The organism is Gordonia sp. HS-NH1, assembly GCF_001418765.1.
Classification (GTDB): Bacteria; Actinomycetota; Actinomycetes; order Mycobacteriales; family Mycobacteriaceae; genus Gordonia.
The window spans coordinates 24866-46485 of record NZ_LIYC01000023.1 but is presented as its reverse complement, the minus strand read 5'-3'; the positions used below and the strand labels follow the sequence as shown (position 1 = coordinate 46485).

Below are 21620 nucleotides of genomic sequence, written 5' to 3'. Positions count from 1 at the left end.
AGCCCCGCGATCTACCCTGGCCGCATGACCATCCGAGCGTCCTACGAGCGGCATCCCGACCTGGGTTGCGAGGCCGTGGTCTTCATCGACGACGAGTCGCTGGCGTGTTTCCAGATCCAGCGCGACCTCGTCGGGGGACCGCGCGCCGACGAGTACTGCGTCACGACGGGGGCGAGTGCGCCGGTCTACGGTGCGATCACGCAGTGGCGCCGCGTCGACGACCGGTTCGAGTTCGCGCTGACGGCGCGAGCGGGTCGGCTGTTCGGCGACGATGTCCTGTCCTTCGAGGTCGCGGCCGCCGACGAGTCGACCGTCGACGACATCGCCGCGCATGTCGATCGGTTGCTGCGCTGACGCGGCGACTACCCTGGGCCGGGTGACGCAACCATTCGATCCCAGCGCGTTGTTCGGCGGCGGTCAGGGCGGGGAGAACCCGATGGCCGGACTACTTGCTCAGGCGCAGCAGATGCAGGAGAAGCTCCTGTCCGCGCAGAACGAGATCGCGGCGACGGAGGTGGTCGGCAGCGCGGGCAACGGACTCGTCACCGTGACCGGCAACGGCACGGGCGAGGTGACCGCGGTGACGATCGATCCGAAGGTCGTCGATCCCGACGACGTGGAAACCCTGCAGGACCTGCTGCTCGGGGCGCTCGCCGACCTGTCGGAGAAACGGGAGCAGCTGGCCAGCGAGAAGATGGGCCCGCTCGCCGGTGGTCTCGGTGGTGGCCTCCCCGGACTCGGCGGCTGAGCACAGCGCACCCGCACGACGCCGACCGACTAGTAGAAACCCCGGACACCGTGGACGCAGATCACCATGTATGAGGGACCGATCCAGGACCTGATCGACCAACTGGCCAAACAGCCGGGGCTCGGTCCGAAGGGCGCGCAGCGGATCGCCTTCCACCTGCTGGCCGGGGAGAAGTCCGACATCGATCGCCTCATCGCCGCGCTCGGCCGGGTCCGCGACGACGTCGTGTTCTGTGCCGAGTGCGGGAACGTGTCGGCGAACCGCCTCTGCCGGATCTGTTCGGATTCGCGTCGCGACGCCAGCAAGATCTGCGTCGTCGAGGAGCCGAAGGACGTGCACGCGATCGAACGGACCAAGGAGTTCACCGGGCGGTATCACGTGCTCGGGGGTGCGCTCGACCCGTTGTCGGGAATCGGACCCGACCAGTTGCGCATCCGCGAACTGCTGCGCCGGCTGGCCAACCAGGAGGACGGGGTCGACGTCTCCGAGGTGATCGTCGCCACCGATCCGAACACCGAGGGCGAAGCGACCGCGACCTACCTCCAGCGCATGCTCAGGGACTTCCCGGGTCTGTCGGTCACCCGGCTCGCGTCGGGACTGCCGATGGGCGGCGACCTCGAGTTCGCCGACGAACTCACCCTCGGCCGTGCATTGTCGGGTCGTCGCATCCTGGCGTGAGGTCCGGCCGTCGGACCCGGCAAACCGGACGGCTACTGTCAGGTGGTGAACTCGCGTAGTCGGTGGCGTCGTCGGATTCGGGGTGTGGCAGCGGGCCTGACGGCGGTGGTCGTGGCCGGGATGGTGACCGCGGGTCACGTCGCGTCGACGCCGGCGGCGTCTGCGGCGCCCGCACTCGAGTGGGGGGCCTGTCCCGCGGTCCACGGCGTCCCGGCGACGGTCCGGTGCGCGACGGTCGAGGTCCCGCTCGACCACCGCAAGCCGGATGGACAGACGATCGAGATCGGCGTCAGCCGTATCCAGGCGCGAGACCAGTCCCGCCGGCGCGGTGTCGTCATGGGCAACCCGGGAGGGCCGGGTGGCGACGGCATCGCGATGTTCAGCCAGGTGCCCCCGCCCGCGGCGATGCTCGACGAATGGGACCTGGTGGCTGTGCAACCGCGCGGTCTGGTGTCGGGCACCCCGCTGCGCTGCGAACCGATCACCGGCGACGAACCCGAACTGATGACGGCGCTCGGCAAGGTGAACCGCGATCGCTGCGAGGCCCGCACACCGGGCCTGGGCGCGACGCTCACCACCGAGAACACCGCCCGCGACATGGAAGTCGTCCGCGGCCTTCTCGGCGAATCGAAGGTCAGTCTCTACGGCATCTCCTACGGCACCCTGTTGATGTCGACCTACGCGACGCTGTTCCCGCAGCGGGTCGACCGCATGGTCCTCGATTCCGGCTTCGACCCCGGGCTGGTGTGGAACAGCCTCCTCTCCGCTCAGACACCCGGATACAAGGCCCGAGTTCACGCGATGATGGCGTGGATCGCGCGCCATGACCGGATCTACCATCTCGGGAAGACACCGCTCGCGGTGTACCGGAAGTGGAGCGACCGGGTCAGCGCGGAGGCGGGCGTGCCGCCCTCGCTCCTGGCGCCGCCCGCCCAGGTGGGGGACGTGCCCCCGGGGCTGCGGGCGTTCGCCGATCTGTACATCGCAGGCACCGACCTCACCGCCGACGCACGGGCGAGGTTCGAGAACTTCGTCGCCACCCTGCTCACTCCCGGGTCACTGCAACTGACTTCGCCGTTACTGGCACTGACCCGCGCCTTCGCCCCCGACCGGAACTCCTGGCCCACGGTCGCGTTGATGACCGCGAAGCCCCGCCTGGCGCTGCCCAAGCCCGCGCCCGCCGTACTCGAAGCCGCGCAGGTCTCACAGGACATGCAGGCCACGATCCTGTGCAACGAGAATCGGGTGCCCGCGCAGCCGTCGCTCGGTTTCCAGGCGTTCATCGCGAACTATGTCACCGGGGATCCGTTCGAGGCGCCCGGTCTCGCCTACGAGTCCGGACTCGCCTGCGCAGGTGCACCGGCTCTGGCCCGTCCGGTCGAGATCCGCAATCGCGGACTGGCGGTGACCCCGTTGCAGATCCAGAGCGTCGGTGACCCGCAGACCCCCTACCGCGGTGCTCTGACGATGCGGTCACTCATGCGCAGTCACCTCATCACGGTCGGCGGCGGCGATCACGCGCAGCTCGGCCGGGGCAACAAACCTCTCGACGACGCGATCGTCGAGTACCTCCGCACCGGCCGGACCAGCGTGCAGCGCGTCGCCGAGGCACCGATCACGGCCCCGCTGACACAGTTGCCGCCGGCGTTGGCGTCTGGTGTGGCCGGTCGGTGACCCATCCTGATGGGGTGAACCCGCAGACCCGCGCCCGAATCACCGAACTGGCCGATCGACTCGACACGGGGATCGTCGCCGTCGACGGACCGTCCGGCGCGGGGAAGTCGACGGTCGCCGACCTCCTGGTCGCGGACCTGCGGGCCCGGGGGGTCGGTGTGACCCTGGTCCGCACCGACGACTTCGCGACGTGGGACGACCCCGTCGCGTGGTGGCCGGAGCTGGAAGCAGATGTGCTGCATCCCTTCACACGACGCCGCGACTACCGGTACCGGCCACGCGTCTGGCAGGACGGCATCCCGACACCCGGGCCCCGCGTGTGGATCGAGTGGCAGCCGCTGCTCATCATCGAAGGGGTGTCCTCGGCACGACGACGCATCGCCGACCGCCTCTCCCACGCGCTCTGGCTCGACGGCGGAACCCCCGGCGAACGGCTCGAGCGGACGGTCGCCCGCGACGGGGAGGACGCGCGGGCACATCTGGAGGCGTGGCAGGAGTTCGAGCGCGGCTGGTTCGGCGTGGATCGCACGCGGGAACGGTGTGTGGTCCTCGACTGATTAGTGTCGAGGTATGGCCACCCGACGACGCTTCCGCGATCTGGCGGAGCTCGACGCGCAGCTGATCGAGTGTCGCGCATGCCCGCGCCTCGTCGAATGGCGCGAACTCGTCGCCCGCGAGAAGCGTCGCGCGTACGCCGACGAGGAGTACTGGGGTCGGCCGGTGGCCGGCATAGGCCCGCCCGACGCGCGACTGCTGATCGTCGGGCTCGCGCCCGCGGCGCATGGCGGCAACCGCACCGGACGCATGTTCACCGGTGACCGCAGCGGCGACGTCCTGTTCTCCGCGCTGTATCTCGCCGGCCTTGCGAGCCAACCTCATTCGGTGGCCATCGGTGACGGCCTGGAGCTCTTCGACACGCGGATCACCGCGCCGGTGCACTGTGCGCCGCCCCAGAACAAACCGACGGTCGCCGAACGCGACACCTGTTCGTACTGGCTGCACGCCGAACTGGAACTCCTCGCACCGACGGTCCGCGCGGTGGTCACACTCGGTGGATTCGGTTGGCAGTCAACGCTTCGAACGTTCGCGAAGCTCGGCTGGACGGTGCCCAGGCCACTGCCGAAGTTCGGGCACGGCGCCTCCACGACGCTCGTCCGCGACGGTGCCGAACTCGAGGTGTTCGGGTGCTACCACGTGAGCCAGCAGAACACCTTCACCGGGCGGCTCACGGTGGACATGGTCGTGGACGTGCTCACGGCGGCGGCGGGGTCGGCGGGGATCGAGAGTGGGTGAGACCCTTCGAGGCTAGTCGCTAGCGCTCCTCGCACCTCAGGGAGCGGAGGCGGCCGTTGCTCCTCGCATTTCAGGGAGCGGAGGGACTACCGCCGGCGACCGGCGGCGAGGCGCTCCCGACGGAGCCGGTCGACCTCGGGAAGATCCAACGGGGCAAGGGATTCCACGCCCAGTGCGGTGGCCAGGAGGTGGTCGGCGAGTTCGGGATTGCGGGCCAGGGCCGGACCGTGCATGTAGGTGCCGAGAACGCTGCCCTGCACGACACCCTCGGTGCCGTCGCCGACTCCGTTGCCGACGCCGTGCCGCACCCGCCCCAGCGGCGCGGCGTCGGAGCCGAGAGTCGTTCCCCCACGGTGGTTCTCGAAGCCGGTGAGGGGTTGTGACAGTCCCGGGAGGGCCGGGTCGACGAGCAGCTCGCCGATGCTCCGCGTCGCCTGGGGGGCCGTGGTGAGGTCGAAGAGGGAGATGCCGTCGACGCGTTCACCCGCCGACGTCTCGTACCAGTGGCCGAGCACCTGGATGGCGGCGCAGATGGCCAGCACCGGACGTCCGGCGGCCGCCGCCTGCTGCAGGCCGGGATAGCGCGTGAGATGCCGGGTGGCGAGTCGCTGCGCGTAATCCTCGGCGCCGCCGAGGGTGTAGACGTCGAGCGAGTCGGGGACCGGGTCGTCGAGCGTGATGTGGACGACCTCGGCGTCGATGCCGCGCATCAGTGCACGACGCTTCAGGACGAGGGCGTTCCCGCCGTCCCCGTAGGTGCCCATCACGTCGGGCAGGACGAGGCCGATCCGCAGGGTCGATTCGCTCACTGCTCTGCCTTCCGCGATCGTGCCGCGCGTTCCAGGGCGGTGCCGAGGTCGCGGAACGCCGTGTAGTTGGCCAGGACCTCCACGCGTCCCGGCGGGCAGGACGCGATGGCGGCCATGGGGTCGGGGACGGTGGTGTGCTCGGCGCCCGCGTAGAGCAGGCGCACGGACAGGTCGGCGGCGCGCTCGCCGGCCGCGACGACCTGCATGGTCTCGAAGGCCTCGAAACGTACGTCCCACAACCAGGACAGGTCCTCGCCGTCGGGAACCTGACCGTTGACCGCGATGACCAGCCCGTCGGCGTCCTGGTCGATCATGGACATCGCCTCTTGCCATCCGGCCGGGTTCTTCGCGAGAAGTGTTCGGACCGAGTGATTGCCGACCTGGTGGATGCCGTAGCGGCCGGCGACCTCGCCGACCGTGCCGACGGCCGCCACCGCATTGCGCGGGTCGGCACCCATCGCGACGGCCGCGGCCACCGCCTGAGTCGCGTTGCCGCGGTTTGCCCTGCCCGGCACCGCGAGCTCCAGGGGAGCGCTGAAATCGTTTGGGCCGTAAATGTTCTCGTCGTCGAACCACCAATCGGGCGTGGGACGGCGGAAGTTGTCGTCACCGGTCGAACGCCACCCGTCCGCGGAACGGACGATGGGCTCGCCGGTCCGCGGACAGCTGACGGAGTCGCCGACCCAACTCGCGCCGGCCGCGACCCAGACGACGTCGGGGGCGTCGAAGGCGGCGGAGGTCACCAGGACGTCGTCGCAGTTGGCAACCACTGTGGTCTCGGGGTGCCGCGCGATGCCCTCGCGGAGCCGGCGTTCGATCATGTTGATCTCGCCGACCCGGTCGAGCTGATCCCGAGAGAGGTTCAGCAGCACGAGGACCTCGGGGTCGACGGCGTCGCTGACGTGCGGGACATGGAGTTCGTCGACCTCGAGCGCGCAGAACGGCGCTGTCCGGCTGAGGGTGAGGGTCGCGATGATCCCGGCGTCCATGTTGGCGCCGTCGGCCTGCGTCGCGACCTCACCGAGTTCGGCCATCGCGGCCGCGGTCATCCGGGTGGTCGTGGACTTGCCGTTGGTTCCGGTGACGATCGCGGTGCGCTTGCCCGCCGCGAGCCGGCCCATGATCTGGGGGTCGATCTTCGCGGCGACCAGACCGCCGATCATCGACCCCTTGCCTCGTCCCGCGGTTCGTGACGCCCACCGGGCGGCCGCGGCAGCGCCCAGGGCGACGGCGGTGCGGGCGGGAACGCGGGTGTTCGTGCGGGTTGCGGAACCGGCGGAAGAGAGTCGGTCGGGCATGCGCACGAGTGTGTCACAGGCCGATCCGGCGGGAGTGGTCGTGCCATCCGCCGGTGCCGCGTAGGCTCTGCGCCTGTGAGCCGCGACACCCAACTGCGTCTGTCCCTGCCCGCTCGAGTGCAACGCGGAGTGCTGCTCGCCGCCGCGCGAATCCCAGCGGGCGCGCTGGCCGTTCTGGGGCGTCGGGCACCGGTCAACTCCGACGGCGAGCGGGTTGCCCCCGAACTCGCGGCGATCGGCTGGGCGAACGACCACGTGCCGGGCCTGAATCCCTTCCAGGGCGAGGTGGAGCAGTCGCGGGCGCAGACCGACGAGAGCGGCGCCTCCATGGCAGAGGTGTTGCCGCCGATGGCAGTGGAGGAGGACCTCGTGATCGACGGGCCCGCCGGCCCGATCCCGGCCACCCGGTACCGCTCCTCGACCGAGTCGGAGGGGCTGCTCGTCTACTACCACGGCGGCGGCTTCGTCACCGGCAGCCGGATCAGCCACGACGCGTTCGTCCGTCGCCTCGCGCACGGCACCGGACTCGACGTCCTGTCCGTCGAGTACCGCCTCGCCCCGGAGGCGCCGTTTCCGGCGGCTGTCGAGGACGCGCTGGCGGCCTGGCGCTTCGCCGTCGAGGTCGCGCCGCGGTGGGGTCTCGATCCCCACCGGATCGTCGTCGCCGGGGACAGCGCGGGCGGGAACCTCGCGACCGTCGTCGCCCGGGAGGTCCGAGACGACTCCGTGACCCCTGTCTTCCAGCTGCTCATCTATCCGGTGACCGACCAGTCCGCCGACACCCCCTCCCGGCGAGAGTTCGCGTCCGGGTACTTCCTCACCGCCGACGGCATCGCCTGGTTCACCGACCGCTACCTGCCCGACGTGGCGCAGCGGAGCGATCCGCGGTGCTCGCCGCTGCTCGCCGACGATCTCTCCGGTCTCCCGCCTGCTCATGTCATGGTCGCCGGCTTCGACCCGCTGCGCGACGAGGGCCTCGCGTACGCGCGCAGGCTCGAGGAGGCCGGCGTTCCGGTCACGGTCCGGCGCGAGGGCGCGATGATCCACGGGTTCGTCAACATGACCCTCATCAGTCCAGGGGCCCGCGCCGCTGTCGATCGCCTGTGCGCGGTGGTGCGCGATGCGCTGGCCGCGACGCCGCCGCCGGGGACGACGTCACCGGCCTGAACGCACCGGGGTCTTCCCGCCGCTGAGTTCAGACACGTCGCCCGGCTCGGAATCGGGTGAGACCGTCGTCGATTGGGCGTCGGCCGCCGAATGTCGGGGACTCCGCGGCCGCGCCATCACCCCGGCGGCGCATCCGGCGACGACGATGATCGCGCCGACGATCTCTCCGACGGTCGGGACCTCGCCAAGGACGAGATAGGCCGCGGTGATCCCGACCACCGGCACGAGCAGCGACATCGGCGACACCCGGCTGGCGTCGTTGCGCCCGAGCAGCGTGGTCCACAGTCCCGCGCCGATGACGGTCCCGAAGATCGCGAGGTAGACCAGACCACCGAGGGCCCGGAGGCCGCTGTCGGTACCGAGTGTGGAGAGCGCCGCGAACCCGGCGGCCGGACCCTCGACGATGAGACTGACCACGTACAGCGGCGGTGTGGCGACAACGGCCATCCACAACGTCATCCGAAGAGAATCGTCGGGACGGGCGAGTCTGCCGCCGATGTTGCCGGCGGCCCAGCTCAGACCGCCGAGGACGGTGAGACCGATCGGGAGCAGCGCGGCCGCACCGAGGTCGCTCCCGCGGACCCGGTCCAGCGCGATCACCGCCATGCCGGCAACCGCGATCGCGAGTCCGAGGACCTGACCGAGGGTCATCCGTTCCCGGAGGAACAGCACGCCGAGCACGACGGTGAACGGCGCCGACGTCTGCAGGACCAGGGACGCGAGGCCGGTGGGCATACCCAGATCCATCGCCAGGAACAGCAGGATGAACTGCATGCTGCCGAAGCCGGCCACGTACAGCAGGAACCACCTGAGACGCACCTTCGGGAACCTGACGAAGAGCATCACCGGTATCGCGAGCACCGCGAAACGCAACGCGGCGAGGAAGAACGGCGGGAAGTGGTCCAGTCCGAGACGGATCGCTATGAAGTTCAGTCCCCAGAGGACGACGACGAACAACGCGAGGAGGCGATCACGAGTGGACATGGCCCCATCGTCGGTCGTGGAGAATTGAAGAACAATCGAATTTAGACGGACGGATTATTCAGTTTTACTGAATGTTCGCCGCGTCACTCCTGCGCGGCGGCGACCTTCGCGCGTACGTCGTCCATGTCGAGACCTTCGACGGCGCCGATCAGTTCCTCGAGTTGGGCCGCGGGGAGTGCGCCGGGCTGGTTGAAGACCAGGATGCCGTCGCGGAACGCCATGAGGGTCGGGATGGACCGGATGCCCAGGCTGCCGGACAGCTGCTGCTCGGCCTCGGTGTCGATCTTGCCGAACACGATGTCGGAATGCGCTTCGGACGCCTTCTCGAAGACGGGCGCGAACTGCCGGCACGGACCGCACCAGCCGGCCCAGAAGTCGAGCAGGACGATGCCGTCCGAGGCGATGGTGTCCTCGAAGGTTTCCAGGGTGATTTCTTGCGATGCCATGCACTCCACAACGGTGGCGGGGTCCCAGACATTCCGGACAGGCTCGAGGTCGGGATGAGTACCGTTGTCCCATGGAGGTCCGGCGTCTACGGCTGCTGCGCGAGTTCGCCGACCGCGAATCGATCGGCGCGGTGGCCGAGACGATGCACATGACCCCGTCGGCGGTGTCGCAGCAACTCAAGGTGCTGGCCGAGGAGGCGGGGGTCGCGCTGTTCGAACCCGACGGCAGGCGTATCCGCCTGACCGAGGCCGGGCGTGCACTCGTGCTGCGCGCCGACGATGTGATCGCGGCGGTGGATCGGGCGCAGGAGGAGATGGCGTCGTACCGGTCCGGCAAGGCGCGTGTCCGGCTGGCGATGTTCCCGTCCGGTGCGACCCTGCTGCTGCCGTCGGTCCTGGAGCGGGCCGCGGCGTCGGGCATCGACGTGCACGCGGTGCATCTCGACGTCGGATATCACGATGCCGCACCGGCTCTCGCGGATCACGACATCGTGGTCACGCACCGTGACGAACGCACCCCGGCGATCGACGAGCCCCGGGTCCGGGTCACCGAGTTGATGCGCGAACCGGTCGACGTGATCGTCGCCGCCGGCAACGAGCTGGCCTTGCGAGACCAGGTCGCCGTCACCGAACTCGCCGACCACGACTGGATCAGTGTCGAAGGCGGGTTCCCGGTCGACGATGTGCTGCTGTCGATCTCGGCGGCGACCGGAGTGGCGCCGCGGGTGACCCAGCGGATGCTGGACTTCACCACGATCGAGGCGCTCGTGGCCCACGGGCACGGCATCGCGCTGATGCCGCGCTTCGCGGTACGCCACCCCGACGTGAAACGGTTGGTGCTCAAGGGGGTTCGCGCCGCCCGGGTGTACGAGGCACTCGCCCGGCCGCGTTCGCGTGGGGCCGTGCAGCAGGTCGTGGACCACCTGCGCGCCGTGGGAGTGGACCAGGGCTGACGGCCGCCGGCCCGCAGACGCCGACAGCCCGGGGCGTGGGCCCCGGGCTGTCGACGGTTGTCGGAGAACGTCGTCGGAGAACTCAGACGCCCAGGCTCTTGCCGACGATGTCCTTCATGATCTCGGTGGTGCCGCCGAAGATCGTCTGGATACGAGAGTCGGTGTAGGCCCGGGCGACCCGGTACTCGTTCATGTAGCCGTAGCCGCCGTGCAGCTGCAGGCAGCTGTCGATGACCCGCTTGGCGAGCTCGGTACACCACCACTTGTTCTTGGAGGCGTCGACGGCGTTCAGTTCGCCGTCGAGAACGCCCTGCAGGCAGCGATCGATGTACACCTCGGCGATGTCGAGTTCGGTCGCCATCTCGGCGAGGGTGAAGCGATTCGCCTGGAAGGTGCCGATGGGACGCCCGAAGGCCTTGCGGTCCTTGGTGTACTGCAGCGTCTCGTCGAAGATCGCGCGTGCGCCGGCGATGGCGCCGATGCCGATCGACAGCCGCTCCGACGGCAGGTTCTGCATGAGGTGGTAGAAGCCCATGCCTTCCTGTCCGAGCAGGTTCTCGACGGGTACGCGCACGTCGTTGAAGTGAAGTTCGGCGGTGTCCTGCGCCTTGAGGCCCATCTTGTCGAGCTTGCGACCACGCTCGAAGCCCTCCATGCCGCGCTCGACGACCAGCAGGGAGAACGCCTTGTGGCCGGCCTCGGGATCCGGATTGGTCCGGCACACCACGACGACGAGGTCGGAGTTGATGCCCGACGAGATGAACGTCTTGTTGCCGTTGAGGACGTAGTGATCGCCCTCCAGCTTCGCCGAGGTCTTGATGCCCGCGAGGTCGGAGCCGGCACCCGGCTCGGTCATCGCGACCGCGAGAATCGTCTCCCCGGTGGCGATCCCGGGCATCCAGCGCTTCTTCTGCTCGTCGTTGGCGAGGTGCACGAAGTACGGTGCGACGACGTCGTTCTGGAGGCTGAGGCCGGGCGCCGCGCCATCGAACTTCGCGAACTCCTCGACCACCACGGCGTTGAACCGGAAGTCGTCCATCGCGCCGCCGCCGCCGTACTCCTCGGGGATGTTGAAGCCGAGAAGGCCTGCGTCGCCGGCCTTCTTGAACGCGATGCGATCGACCTGACCGGCCCGCGTCCACTCCTCGGTGTACGGAGCGCACTCGCGCTGCAGGAACTGGCGTGCGGTCTCCCGCAGGGCCTCGTGCTCGTCTTCGAAGATGGTGCGTTTCATGGCTTCTCCCTTTCGTGAGTGAGTCTGTACTCGATGTCGGTCGATGATCAGTCGTCGTCGGTGTGCCCGTGCGCGCCCACGACGCGCAGCGAGATCAGGGCATACGACGCCGCGACCTCGGCAGGTGTCCGGGCACCCGAGGGTCGATACCAGGTGGTGACCGCCTGGCACGCGCCGAAGAGGTAGCGCAGGACGTCCTTCACGTCCTCCTCGAAGGAGAACTCGCCCGATTCGACGCCGCGTGCGATGACGTCGGCGAGCAGGTCCTCGGTCTCCGTCCGCATCGCGACGTAGGTCTCGCGTCGGGGGTCGTCGGAATCGAGATGGCGGAACTCGCTTGCCACACTGGCCAGCTCGACGTCGCTGGTCATGTGCAGGACGATCGATTCGATGGCATTGGACAACTGCTCGCTCGGAGTCCTGCCCTCCTCGATCGCCGCGCCGACCCAGGCGAGCACCGAGGTCATCGCCGCCTCGAGCAACTCGACGAGGATGCCGAGCTTGTTGTCGTGGTGGTAGTACAGCGTCGGCAGCGACACCCCGGCCCGCGAGGCGATGTCACGTATCGATGTGCCGTGATAGCCCCGCTCATAGAAGGCGTGCTTCGCCGCGACGAGGGTGGTCGGCAGCGGCACCGGTTCACGCCGCCGCCAGTCCAGGCCCTCGGTCTCGATCGTCAGCTTCCTGGTGGGAGCCGTCCGGGCCGGCTCAGACACGTTCGATGATGGTGGCGTTGGCCATGCCCGCGCCCTCGCACATGGTCTGGAGGCCGTAGCGACCGCCGGTCGCCTCCAGATGGTTGACGAGGGTGCCCAGCAGGCGGGTACCCGACGACCCGAGCGCGTGGCCGAGTGCGATCGCGCCGCCGCGTGGGTTCAGCTTGGCTGGATCGGCGCCGAACTCGTGGGCCCAGGCCATCGGCACGGAGGCGAAGGCCTCGTTGACCTCGTAGGCGTCGATGTCGTCGATGGAGAGGCCCGAACGCGAGAGGATCTTGTGCGTGGCCGGGATCGGTGCGGTCAGCATGAAGATCGGGTCGTCACCGGCGACCGAGAACGAATGGAACCGTGCACGCGGGGTCAGTCCGAGCTTCGACGCCATCACGTCGCTCATGATGAGGGCGCCCGATGCGCCATCGGTCAGCGGCGACGAGTTGCCGGGGGTGATGTGCCAGTTGATCTCCGGGAAGCGGTTCGCGAAGTCCTCGCTGTAGAACGAGGACTTCAGGCCGGACAGACCCTCCGGTGTGGTCGTGGCACGGACGGTCTCGTCGGTGTCGTGGGTGAACGTCTTGCCGTCGGCGTCGGCGACGTCGATGGGCAGGATCTCGCGGTCGAAGAAACCCTCGGCGACCGCTGCCGCAGCGCGCTGATGGGACCGGGCGGCGAAGGCGTCGAGCGCCTCGCGGTCGAACTTCCACTTCGCGGCCACGAGTTCGGCCGAGATGCCCTGTCCGACAAGACCGTCCGGGTAGCGCTCGGCGATGCTCGGACCGTAGGGGCTGCGTCCGGCGGTGGTGAAGCCCATCGGGACGCGGCTCATCGATTCGACGCCGGCGGCGATGACCACGTCGTAGGCGCCGGCGATGATGCCCTGCGCGGCGAAGTGGGCGGCCTGCTGGCTCGATCCGCACTGGCGGTCGACGGTGGTGGCGGGCACCGACTCGGGGAAGCCCGCGGACAGCAGGGCGGTCCGCGAGATGTTCAGTGCCTGCTCGCCGGCCTGGCCGACGCAGCCGCCGATCACGTCGTCGACGAGGGCCGGGTCGATGTCGTTACGCTCGACCAGTGAGCGCAGCACGTGAGCGAGCAACTCGACGGGCTTGGTCTCCGACAGCGCGCCGCCGGGCTTGCCCTTTCCGGACGCGAGACGGACTACGTCGACGATGACGGCTTCTAGCATGAACGTTCCTCCCGAGTGTGGTGTCGCGACCGCGTGCGGGAGCAGCATGGCCCACGTCACTTTATCTAACGATCGTTATACCCGTGTAGCACGCGGCGTGCGGGCGAATCAACAGGCTCGGCGAGATTCGCCAGAACGCAGATGCCCTCGCCCGGGTCCATCCGGGCGAGGGCATCGTCGGGTCAGGGCGTCAGATTGCGCCCTTGTCCGTGTCGCCTGCGGGAACGGCAGAGAACGTCTTCACGTCGAGCGGACCGGCCAGCAGCGGGCCGATGGCCTTGCCGAGCTCGGTGAGTGCCGGCGCGCTGCCGTGCGTGGACAGTGCCTCGAACGACTCCCAACGCTCGATCATCACCAGATCGGTCGAATCGCCCGTGGCTTCGTGCAGTGCGTACTTCCCGCAACCAGGCTCGCCGTGCACCTGGGGGATGGCAGCCAGCACCGCATCGCGGACGGCCTGCTCCTCGCCGGGCTTGGGCGAGATGGTGGCGACGACGATCACTTCGGACATGAATGGGCTCCTAGAGGTGGGGGATGTTGTCGTGACGTTAGGGGAGCGTCGTCGGTTCGTGTGGCGGTTTCGCCGACCCCGGTTCCTGTCGATGTCCACTCGCCCGGCCGGCGCCGGGGTTCTCCCGGCCCGCCTGTGGTGAGCCGAGGCGGCCTCTGCCGCGAAATGAGACGGACAACACAGTTGAGGGTTCGATGTGACTACGCATGATGTCGGATTTCGCCCGTGTCGGACGGCCGGCCTTGCCGGAAACGCGCAGGAGGCCGGCGAGAACCGAAAAATGGTGCGGCCAAGGCGGTTCGAACGTGTGGGCGGTCACATCTACTCGGCGGTCAGTTTCCGCAGCCGAATGTTCTGTCACGCGACTTAGCTGGCTTGCTCGGCCGAATCCCCGCTCCCTATGCTTCGTGCGTTCGGTCACATTTCGTGCCGGGGAAGTGTCATAGCGCGGGGTGACGGGGGTGGTCGTGAGCACTGCGAGCATCGGGTTCGGTCGTTCGGGGCCCGTCACCTACGTACTCGGATCGGTCCGGACGTTCGGTCGATTGGTCCGGATGACGACGAGGTCGTCGGCGATCGCCGTCGCGGAGATCGCGACCGGCCGATTCCCGCTGCGCGAGAGCCTGGTTCAGGGTTGGTTCTTCGTCTCGGTCTCGCTCTGGCCGGCGATCCTGATCTCCATCCCGATGGGAGTGGTGATCGCGGTCCAGATCGGCAGCGTCGCGTCGAACGTCGGCGCCAACTCGATGGCGGGCGCCGTCGGCGGCATGGGCGTCATGCAGCAGATCGCGCCGCTGGCCACGGCACTCCTCGTCGGCGGTGCGGGTGGTTCCGCCATCGCCTCGGACCTGGGCGCGAGGACGATCCGCGACGAGATCGATGCTCTTCGCACGATGGGCATCGACCCGCATCAGCGCCTCGTCGCCCCTCGCCTGGTCGCCATGTCCGTGGTCGCGCCGGCGCTCTCGGTGCTCGTGATCCTGATGAGCATCCAGTCGAGCTTCGCCGTCGCCGCCATCGGACAGGGCGTCGCGCCCGGCTCGTACTGGTTGTCGTTCGGCAGCTTCGCGTCGATCACCGACCTGCTCATCTGCCTCGGCAAGGCGGTGATCTTCGGTTTCGTCGTGGCGGCCATCGCCTGTCATCGGGGACTCGAGGCGAAGGGCGGTCCCAAGGGCGTTGCCGACAGCGTGAATGCCGCAGTGGTGCTGGGCATCCTGGCCTGCGTCGTCATCAACCTCGCGCTGACCCAGCTGACCATGATGTTCGTTCCGATCCGGTTCCTCTGAGGGGTGGGGCAAGTGATGCCGCGAAGAAGTGTCGGGGTCGAGGTGACGGATAGTCCATGACCGCCGAGATCAACGAACCCGCCGTATATCGGCGCCGCGGGTTCGGCTGGACACGCTCGCTCAATCGGGCCTGGGACCCGGTCGATGCTCTGGGACGCCAGTTCCATTTCGTGTGGATGGCGCTGCGCGGCGTCGGCCATGCGCTGCGCAAGCACCGTCGTCAGACCACCGAGATCTTCACCGACCGTGGGGCAACGGCCGGGCGCTCATCGTCGGCGGCGGTGTCGCACCCGTCCTCGCTCTCATGGGAGTCGTATCCGATGCCATGATTGGGATCATCGGCTTCGAGGTCCTCGACATGCTCGGGGTCGGGCCGCTCGCCGGTGCGATGTCGGCGCTGGCCAATCCGCGTGAACTCGCGCCGCTGATCGCCGCGGTCGGTTTCGCCGCCCAGGCCGGTTGCCGGATCACCGCCGAGGTCGGCGCGATGCGGATCTCCGAGGAGATCGACGCCCTCGAGGCGCAGGCGATCGATCCGGTGCCGTATGTGGTCTCGACTCGCGTGATCGCCTCGGTGTTGACCGTGATCCCCGCGTACCTGATCGCGCTCGCGCTCGGCTTCGCGACCACCAAACTGACGGTCACCGCGGTGCAGGGACAGCCCACCGGCGCCTACCAGCACTACTTCGACATGTTCGTGCAGCCGGTCGACCTCGTGTACTCACTGATCAAGGTCGCGGTGTTCGTCGTGGTCGTCACCCTCGTGCACGCCTACCAGGGCTTCTACGCGTCCGGCGGGCCGGAGGGCGTCGGCGTCGCGTCGGGCCGTGCGATCCGCGCCAGCCTCGTCGCGATCACCGTGTGCGACATGGTCCTCACCCTCTTGATGTGGGGCCTCGAATCGTCGATCGACTTCGCGGGGTGACCAGGTGAGCTCTCACCGTGAACCCAGCACCCGTGGATATCGCATCCGTGGGCTCGTCGTTCTCGCACTGGTCGCGGTCCTCGGAGTCGTGGTGTGGCAGAAGGTCACTCCCGCTCCTGCCGACGGCGTGCGTTTCGCCCTGGTGGTCTCCGATCTCGGCGACGGAGTCGGGGAGGCCACCCCGGTGCGGTTGCACGGCCTCACGGTCGGCGAGGTCATCGACCATCGTCCGCACGGGCCGGGCCGCCAGCTGATCACCCTCTCCGTCGACGACGACCGATTCCGGGAACTGTCCGACGACCTCGACGTCCGCTTCATCTCCGGCACGGTCTTCGGCTCGACGGCCGTCGAACTGATCCCCACCGAATCCGGTGCGCCACTGCGTCCTCAGGAAGTTCTCGACCTGGCAACAGTGCATCCGACGACACGATCACCACGATCATGCGCGACTCCGGCCGGCTGATGATCGACGTCATCAACCGCGATCTCGCGACCTCCCTCGACGCGGGAGCCGAACTCACCGCGGCGTCGGCGCCGTTGCTGGCGTCGGGTCTCGTCGTACTGCGGACCATGCAGCGGAAGATGAATCTGCCGATGGCGCAGCTACTGCCGAAGATCGCCAACGCTTCCGAGGGCACCGCCGCGTTCACCCCGTCGGGGCTCGGCATCCTCGACTCGCTGGCATCGGTGAAGGACCTCGACGATCCCGCTCAGGTGGAACTCGCGAACCATCGTCGAGGTCTCGAACCTCGTGTTCTCCTTCGCGGGCCGGCTAGTGGGTGCTCTGGCGCCGATGGCGGGCCTGATCTGATGGACGCGATGCTCGACCTGATCATCCCGCTCAACCAGGGTCTCGACGGCATGACCCCGGCGAAGGTGAAGAAAGTGCTCAGCGGTCTCGACGGGGCGCTGCACCAGCGCGGTGGGCGCATGGACCTCGACACCGAGATCCTGCTGCAGGGCTTCCCGGCCTTCGGCCAACCGCTCGCGGCGCTCGCTCCCGTGGGAGGTGAACGGTGAAATCCCCACGCCAGGCCACCATTCGGCTCGCGATCCTCGGTGTCGCCGCCGCGGTCATCATCACGTTGATCGTGCAGGCCATCCAGCGTCCCGTCAGCGGCGAGACCGTCGACTACCGAGCGACTTTCGGAGACGTCTTCGGGCTGACGCAGAAAGCCGACGTCCGGCTGCGCGGAGAAGAAGAGCGGAAAGAGCAAGTCGGGCAAGAAGTCCGAGGCTGCGCCGGCCACACGTCGCCCGCTCATCGCGGTCTCGGCGGTGGCCGCGATCGCCGTCGTTCTCGCAGCCGTCTTCGGAATCCTCTGGACCACCGATGGTTTGCCGACGAACTCGCTGCTGTCAACACCAAGATCGCGACCGACGCCGAAGCGGAGAAGGTGGCCGGCGACTACGCGCTCAACGTGTCGAAGGTCGACTACCAGGACATCGACGCCTGGCGGACTGCGCTCGAGACCGGTGTGACACAGCAGCTCAAGGAGAAGATGAGCACCGCGGTCGATGTCGTCGCGCCCCTCCTCACCCAGATGCAGTACGTGTCGACCGCCGAGAAGCTCGCGGCGACCGTCGCGAGCTCGAACGGGAACCAGTACGTGGTCCGCGTTTTCGTCGACATGGACTCCGAGAGCCGCCAGACGCCGGACGGGGTGACCGCCACCGCGAGTTACACCATCACCCTCGACAAGGCCAGCGGCTGGACCATCACCGACGTCGGTGGTCTCGGCGCCGGTCTGCCCGGTCAGCCGGGTAACTGACCTCGTAGAGCGGTCAGCGCCAGCCGAGAGCGGGCGCGACGTGGGTGAGGATCGACTCGATGACGTGCGCGTTGTAGTCGACGCCGAGCTGGTTGGGGACGGTCAGCAGCAGGGTGTCGGCCGCCGCGATGGCCTCGTCCTCACGCAGCTGCTCGATCAGCTTGTCCGGCTCGTTTGCGTAACTGCGTCCGAACCTCGCGACGGTGTTGTCGATGACACCGACCTGGTCGGATTCTTCGCCGCCGCGCCCGAAGTACGCACGATCGCGATCGTCGACGAGCGCGAAGATGCTGCGGCTCACCGAGACTCGTGGCTCGTGCGGGTGACCGGCGTCGGCCCAGGTCTTGCGGAAGCGGTGTATCTGCTCCGCCTGGAGCTGGTGGAAGGGGACTCCGGTGTCCTCGGTCAGCAGCGTCGACGACATCAGGTTCATACCGTGCTTGGGCAGTCCATTCCGCGGTGGCCCGGGTGCCGGCGCCCCACCAGATGCGGTCACGTAGGCCGGGTGACTGCGGCTCGACCGGCAGCAGCCCGGGCGGATTGGGGAACATCGGGCGCGGGTTGGGGCGGGCGAAACCGCCGCCCTCGATGACTCGGAGGAACACCTCGGTGTGCTGGCGGGCCATGTCGGCGCCCGTGGAACCCTCCGGCGGGACATAACCGAAGTACTGGTAACCGTCGATGACCTGCTCGGGTGATCCCCGGCTGATGCCCAGCTGCAGCCGGCCGCCGGCGATGAGGTCGGCTGCACCGGCGTCCTCGGCCATGTACAGCGGGTTCTCGTAGCGCATGTCGATGACGCCGGTGCCGATCTCGATGCGGCTGGTCTTGGCGCCGATCGCCGACAGCAGCGGGAACGGCGAGGCCAGCTGCCGGGCGAAGTGATGCACGCGGAAGTACGGTGAGGTCGATCGACTGCAGGAGCGTGTCGGAGGCCGAGCGGACCTGGGATCCGGGCGACTCCGACCAGTGACCGAACGACAGGAAACCGATCTTCTTCATGATCGGTAAATGATACTCGGGTCCGTTTTGTTCCCGGGGACGACGACGGTGCCGATCCGCGCCATGCTCGTCCGTGACCCTTGTCACAGCTGGCTATACGCTGCATGGTTCGGCGAGAAATTTAGTCACAATTCAAAAGAAGCCGGAATTCGCGAGCGGATCAGCACCGGGAATCGCCGGCGGACGGGCGGACTGGACCAGATGAACAGCACGGGCACGGCGAACTCGCCGACGCAGTTGTTGCATGGAGACAACCCATTTCGCGTGAATCCCGAAGCGGACCTGCTCCACAGGGTCCCAGATGTGCCGGGGTGGAGCGAGACGATGTTCTTTCGCGTCTGGTCACCCGCGCAGGGGGTGGGCGTCTTCATTCATTGCGGGAGATGGCCCGAGGACCCCGACCTCTGGTGGGCGCAGGTCATCGCGATGCTTCCCGACGGTCAGCTGCTGGTCGACAGATCCTGGGGACGAGCGCCGGATGACCGGGGTCCGGCCACCGGGAATCTGCGCGTCGTCTGCGTCGAACCCCTTCGCCGGTGGCGGCTGACATTCGACGGGGCGGGCGAGAGGACCGATCTGGCGAAGATGACGGCCGGACCATCGGGCGCGGGTCCGGCCCGGGCCTTCGCGTTCGACATCGACATCGAGGCGGCGGCACCGGTGTGGGACATGCACGGTGTGCTCGGCATCCATGACCTCTCCTGGGCGGCGCTGCACCACACCCAGGGATTCCGCGCGGTCGGCTCGCTTCGCGCCGGGGCGGACAGCTGGGACATCCAGGGCGTTGCGGCGCGAGATCACTCCAGCGGACCGCGCGACGTCAGCAGGCTCGGCGGCCTGCATTTCTTCGTGGTCGTATTTCCCGAGTCCGGTCGGGTCGCGAACGGGTTGGTGAACTGGAGGACCGATGGGACCGTGGACCACCGCGTCTTCACCGTGTTCGACGCGACCGGCGCCGAGACAGGTGAGGAGCTCCGCTGCACCGGACTCCAAGATTTCCGAACGCATGAGCCGCAACGGATCTCGCTGCGGATGAACCGGAGAGCGCGACCCTTCGATCTGGAGGCCGAGCGACTCCACGGTTACACGCTGACGTTCCTCTCACCCAACGAGAACATCAACGGCGTCGCGCTCGACTCACAGAACGATGCCCTGGTCATCACCCAGTCGACCGTGCGGGTCACCACGCCCGACGGTGATGTCGGCTACGGGGTGTTCGAACGTGACTACCGCCCGTCCCAACTCCCATCCCCCGAGGAGCGCTGACCCATGACCGAAACGCCTGTGGTCGACACGACGACAGCCAGGCCGATCCCGGACCTCGCGGCGAGCCCCGTCCACGTACCCGGCCGCACATTGCGATGGACAACAGCCAATGTCGATGAGGGTCTGCCCGGGATCGTCACCCCGTTGACCTGGTCGCTGTACTTTCCGCCGACCGAACAGACCATGCGCGACTGCTGGGTTGATCTGGGGGTCATGCCGCGATCGGCCCGCGCGATCCCCGCCGACGTCGACCGACGGTTCCTGTCGGTTGCACATGGCCACGCCATCGCCAACGTCGACAACATGGGTCAGATGGCGGCCCGCGTGCCCGGCGGTTCGGCCGCCATGATGGAGGAACAGCTGTTCGGATCCGTTCAGGCGGGCGGCCTTCCGGAACCACGGGGGTGGACGCAGACGCGCCGCTACCCGATCGTTGCCGTGAAGTTCCCCGTCACGCTGCGGCGAGCGATCAAGGCCTTGGCCACACTCGCGGAAGAGAGCGAGCGAGCAGTGGTGGTTGCGTCGCGCGTTCGCACTCGACGAGGCCGACCTCGACGAGGCCACCACGGCACTCGTGGAGGCTCGCGACATGTTCGAGAAGGGCTCTCGGTGCACATGCCGCTCTCGATGGCGGCGCAGGGCCTCATGGGGCAGGTGCAGAACCTGGCGGAGTCGGCCGGGCTGCAGTCCGGTGGCGAACTGATCAAGAGCGATGAGGGAACCGCCGAGTTCGAACTGGTCCGCGACCTGTGGCGCCTCTCGCGCGACGAGATCGACATCACCGGCTTCGCACGCCGGCACGGATACCACGGGCCGCGCGAGGGTCTCGTCGATTCCGTTGTCTGGCGGGAGGATTCGACGATGGTGACTGCGCTGGCCGCGCGGTACCGGGCGCGGGCCGACGGCGAGGACGTGGACGATCTGGTCGTGCGACGCCGGCGCGAACACGACGAGGCAGTACAGCGCCTGCATGCCGGCCTGAGTCCGGTCAGGCGCCGGCTCGCCTCGGCTCTGATCGGGTTCGCCTCGCAGGTGCCCACCTGGCGCGAGACCGGCCGGGCGAACATCCTGCGCGGCGTCGATGTCACCCGGGCCGCGGCCCGTTCGATCGGGCGGCACCTCGCCGACGCGGGGGTGCTGGCAGACCCTGGGGACGTCTTCTTCCTGACGATCGACGAACTCGCGTCCCGCCGCACCGGCGAGTACGCGGACCTGGTCGCCCGCCGTCGCCTCGACCACGAGGCGTACGGCCGGATCGACCTCCCGCACGTCTGGCACGGCGCGCCCGAGCCGATCGCCTCGACCGCGCCTGTTGACGACTCGCGGTCGATCAGCTCGCTCACCGGCCTCGGCGTCAGTGCCGGAATCGCCGAGGGGCGGGTCCAGGTCATCCGGGATCTCGACGACGCCGAGATCGAGGACGGCACGGTCATGGTCTGCAAGGCAACAGATCCGGGCTGGGCGTCGCTGTTCCCGCTCGCCGAGGCCGTCGTGACCGATGTCGGCAGCGCGATGAGTCACGCAGCGATCCTGTGCCGGGAGCTCGGACTGCCCTGCGTCGCCAATACACCTACCGGCACAACGGATCTCAAGGACGGCATGATCGTCCGCGTCGACGGCACGGCCGGCACGGTCGAGATCTTGGTACAGCAATGAACCCTCACCAGCA

22 protein-coding genes and 2 pseudogenes are annotated in these 21620 nt (G+C 68.4%); 15 read left to right on the top strand and 9 right to left on the bottom strand.

Translation table 11 applies throughout. The annotated features are described in order from the left end of the window. The first annotated feature begins 24 nt into the window (after nucleotides 1-24). From AMD30_RS15835 to AMD30_RS15810, 6 genes are all read left to right on the top strand, one after another. Complete coding sequence (locus AMD30_RS15835) at nucleotides 25-354, top strand: hypothetical protein (RefSeq protein ID WP_010844079.1); 330 nt, start codon at nucleotides 25-27, stop codon at nucleotides 352-354. Next, entirely contained in the window at nucleotides 332-748 is a 417-nt protein-coding gene (locus AMD30_RS15830) for a YbaB/EbfC family nucleoid-associated protein (RefSeq protein WP_197282795.1), read from the top strand. The genes AMD30_RS15835 and AMD30_RS15830 overlap by 23 nt, the downstream gene beginning before the upstream one ends. Before the next feature lie 66 nt (nucleotides 749-814). Next, nucleotides 815-1426, top strand: coding sequence for a recombination mediator RecR (recR, locus tag AMD30_RS15825; RefSeq protein WP_010844081.1), 612 nt, complete (start codon nucleotides 815-817; stop codon nucleotides 1424-1426). Nucleotides 1427-1546: 120 nt separating this feature from the next. Beyond that, nucleotides 1547-3100 (top strand): alpha/beta fold hydrolase, encoded by a 1554-nt coding sequence (locus tag AMD30_RS15820; RefSeq protein ID WP_231632747.1) that lies wholly within the window; start codon nucleotides 1547-1549, stop codon nucleotides 3098-3100. Nucleotides 3101-3114: 14 nt separating this feature from the next. Next, complete coding sequence (locus tag AMD30_RS15815) at nucleotides 3115-3657, top strand: uridine kinase family protein (protein WP_010844083.1); 543 nt, start codon at nucleotides 3115-3117, stop codon at nucleotides 3655-3657. Nucleotides 3658-3670: 13 nt separating this feature from the next. Next, a complete protein-coding gene (locus AMD30_RS15810; RefSeq protein WP_055476278.1) occupies nucleotides 3671-4393 on the top strand; it encodes a uracil-DNA glycosylase in 723 nt (240 codons plus the stop codon). Between the two features lie 86 nt (nucleotides 4394-4479). Here AMD30_RS15810 and AMD30_RS15805 read toward each other — a convergent pair whose 3' ends face one another. Then, the gene (locus AMD30_RS15805) at nucleotides 4480-5202 is read right to left on the bottom strand and encodes a type 1 glutamine amidotransferase (RefSeq protein ID WP_010844085.1); all 723 of its coding nucleotides are present in this window, start codon (nucleotides 5200-5202) and stop codon (nucleotides 4480-4482) included. Beyond that, the gene (locus tag AMD30_RS15800) at nucleotides 5199-6500 is read right to left on the bottom strand and encodes a MurT ligase domain-containing protein (protein ID WP_055476277.1); all 1302 of its coding nucleotides are present in this window, start codon (nucleotides 6498-6500) and stop codon (nucleotides 5199-5201) included. Before AMD30_RS15800 ends, AMD30_RS15805 begins: the two co-directional genes overlap by 4 nt. Nucleotides 6501-6575: 75 nt before the next feature. Between AMD30_RS15800 and AMD30_RS15795 the strand changes: the two genes are divergently transcribed. After that, the gene (locus AMD30_RS15795) at nucleotides 6576-7667 is read left to right on the top strand and encodes an alpha/beta hydrolase (RefSeq protein ID WP_055476276.1); all 1092 of its coding nucleotides are present in this window, start codon (nucleotides 6576-6578) and stop codon (nucleotides 7665-7667) included. Here the strand turns inward: AMD30_RS15795 and AMD30_RS15790 are convergent. Together AMD30_RS15790 and trxA are read right to left on the bottom strand one after the other, a co-directional pair. Beyond that, nucleotides 7656-8651, bottom strand: a complete 996-nt coding sequence (locus AMD30_RS15790) for an EamA family transporter (protein ID WP_055476275.1) — start codon at nucleotides 8649-8651, stop codon at nucleotides 7656-7658. The two genes, AMD30_RS15795 and AMD30_RS15790, sit on opposite strands and share 12 nt — an antisense overlap. An 83-nt stretch (nucleotides 8652-8734) precedes the next feature. Then, nucleotides 8735-9097 carry a thioredoxin gene (trxA, locus tag AMD30_RS15785; protein WP_010844089.1) on the bottom strand — a complete coding sequence of 121 codons (363 nt, stop codon included), beginning with the start codon at nucleotides 9095-9097 and terminating at the stop codon, nucleotides 8735-8737. 71 nt (nucleotides 9098-9168) lie between these two features. Between trxA and AMD30_RS15780 the strand changes: the two genes are divergently transcribed. After that, complete coding sequence (locus AMD30_RS15780) at nucleotides 9169-10050, top strand: LysR family transcriptional regulator (RefSeq protein WP_055476274.1); 882 nt, start codon at nucleotides 9169-9171, stop codon at nucleotides 10048-10050. 82 nt (nucleotides 10051-10132) lie between these two features. On the opposite strand, the gene AMD30_RS15775 is transcribed toward AMD30_RS15780, so the two are convergent. From AMD30_RS15775 to AMD30_RS15760, 4 genes are all read right to left on the bottom strand, one after another. After that, on the bottom strand, nucleotides 10133-11284 hold the full coding sequence (locus AMD30_RS15775) for an acyl-CoA dehydrogenase family protein (protein ID WP_055476273.1): 1152 nt from the start codon (nucleotides 11282-11284) through the stop codon (nucleotides 10133-10135). A 47-nt stretch (nucleotides 11285-11331) separates the two neighbouring features. Continuing rightward, the gene (locus AMD30_RS15770; protein WP_055476272.1) at nucleotides 11332-12000 is read right to left on the bottom strand and encodes a TetR/AcrR family transcriptional regulator; all 669 of its coding nucleotides are present in this window, start codon (nucleotides 11998-12000) and stop codon (nucleotides 11332-11334) included. Then, on the bottom strand, nucleotides 11993-13186 hold the full coding sequence (locus AMD30_RS15765; RefSeq protein WP_055476299.1) for a thiolase family protein: 1194 nt from the start codon (nucleotides 13184-13186) through the stop codon (nucleotides 11993-11995). The genes AMD30_RS15770 and AMD30_RS15765 overlap by 8 nt, the downstream gene beginning before the upstream one ends. 190 nt (nucleotides 13187-13376) lie before the next feature. Then, the gene (locus AMD30_RS15760) at nucleotides 13377-13697 is read right to left on the bottom strand and encodes a putative quinol monooxygenase (protein ID WP_055476271.1); all 321 of its coding nucleotides are present in this window, start codon (nucleotides 13695-13697) and stop codon (nucleotides 13377-13379) included. A 467-nt stretch (nucleotides 13698-14164) separates the two neighbouring features. Here AMD30_RS15760 and AMD30_RS15755 point away from each other — a divergent pair, with 467 nt between their 5' ends. The 5 genes and pseudogenes from AMD30_RS15755 (at nucleotide 14165) to AMD30_RS15740 (ending at nucleotide 17683) form a co-directional block, all read left to right on the top strand. After that, nucleotides 14165-14986: an MlaE family ABC transporter permease gene (locus AMD30_RS15755; RefSeq protein WP_197282794.1), complete on the top strand. Its 822-nt coding sequence runs from the start codon at nucleotides 14165-14167 to the stop codon at nucleotides 14984-14986. Nucleotides 14987-15042: 56 nt separating this feature from the next. Beyond that, nucleotides 15043-15911, top strand: a pseudogene (locus AMD30_RS15750) (ABC transporter permease). A gap of 4 nt (nucleotides 15912-15915) precedes the next feature. Further along, nucleotides 15916-16374 (top strand): MCE family protein, encoded by a 459-nt coding sequence (locus tag AMD30_RS25495; protein WP_231632741.1) that lies wholly within the window; start codon nucleotides 15916-15918, stop codon nucleotides 16372-16374. After that, entirely contained in the window at nucleotides 16353-16931 is a 579-nt protein-coding gene (locus tag AMD30_RS25490) for a hypothetical protein (RefSeq protein WP_231632740.1), read from the top strand. The genes AMD30_RS25495 and AMD30_RS25490 overlap by 22 nt, the downstream gene beginning before the upstream one ends. Continuing rightward, the gene (locus AMD30_RS15740) at nucleotides 16928-17683 is read left to right on the top strand and encodes a hypothetical protein (protein WP_231632739.1); all 756 of its coding nucleotides are present in this window, start codon (nucleotides 16928-16930) and stop codon (nucleotides 17681-17683) included. The genes AMD30_RS25490 and AMD30_RS15740 overlap by 4 nt, the downstream gene beginning before the upstream one ends. A gap of 13 nt (nucleotides 17684-17696) precedes the next feature. Here the strand turns inward: AMD30_RS15740 and AMD30_RS15735 are convergent. Continuing rightward, a pseudogene (locus AMD30_RS15735) lies at nucleotides 17697-18685 on the bottom strand (LLM class flavin-dependent oxidoreductase). 324 nt (nucleotides 18686-19009) lie between these two features. Between AMD30_RS15735 and AMD30_RS15730 the strand changes: the two are divergent. Further along, a complete protein-coding gene (locus AMD30_RS15730; RefSeq protein ID WP_231632738.1) occupies nucleotides 19010-19951 on the top strand; it encodes a hypothetical protein in 942 nt (313 codons plus the stop codon). Between the two features lie 3 nt (nucleotides 19952-19954). Beyond that, nucleotides 19955-21607, top strand: a complete 1653-nt coding sequence (locus AMD30_RS25715) for a PEP-utilizing enzyme (RefSeq protein ID WP_269432800.1) — start codon at nucleotides 19955-19957, stop codon at nucleotides 21605-21607. The last annotated feature ends 13 nt before the right edge of the window (nucleotides 21608-21620 follow it).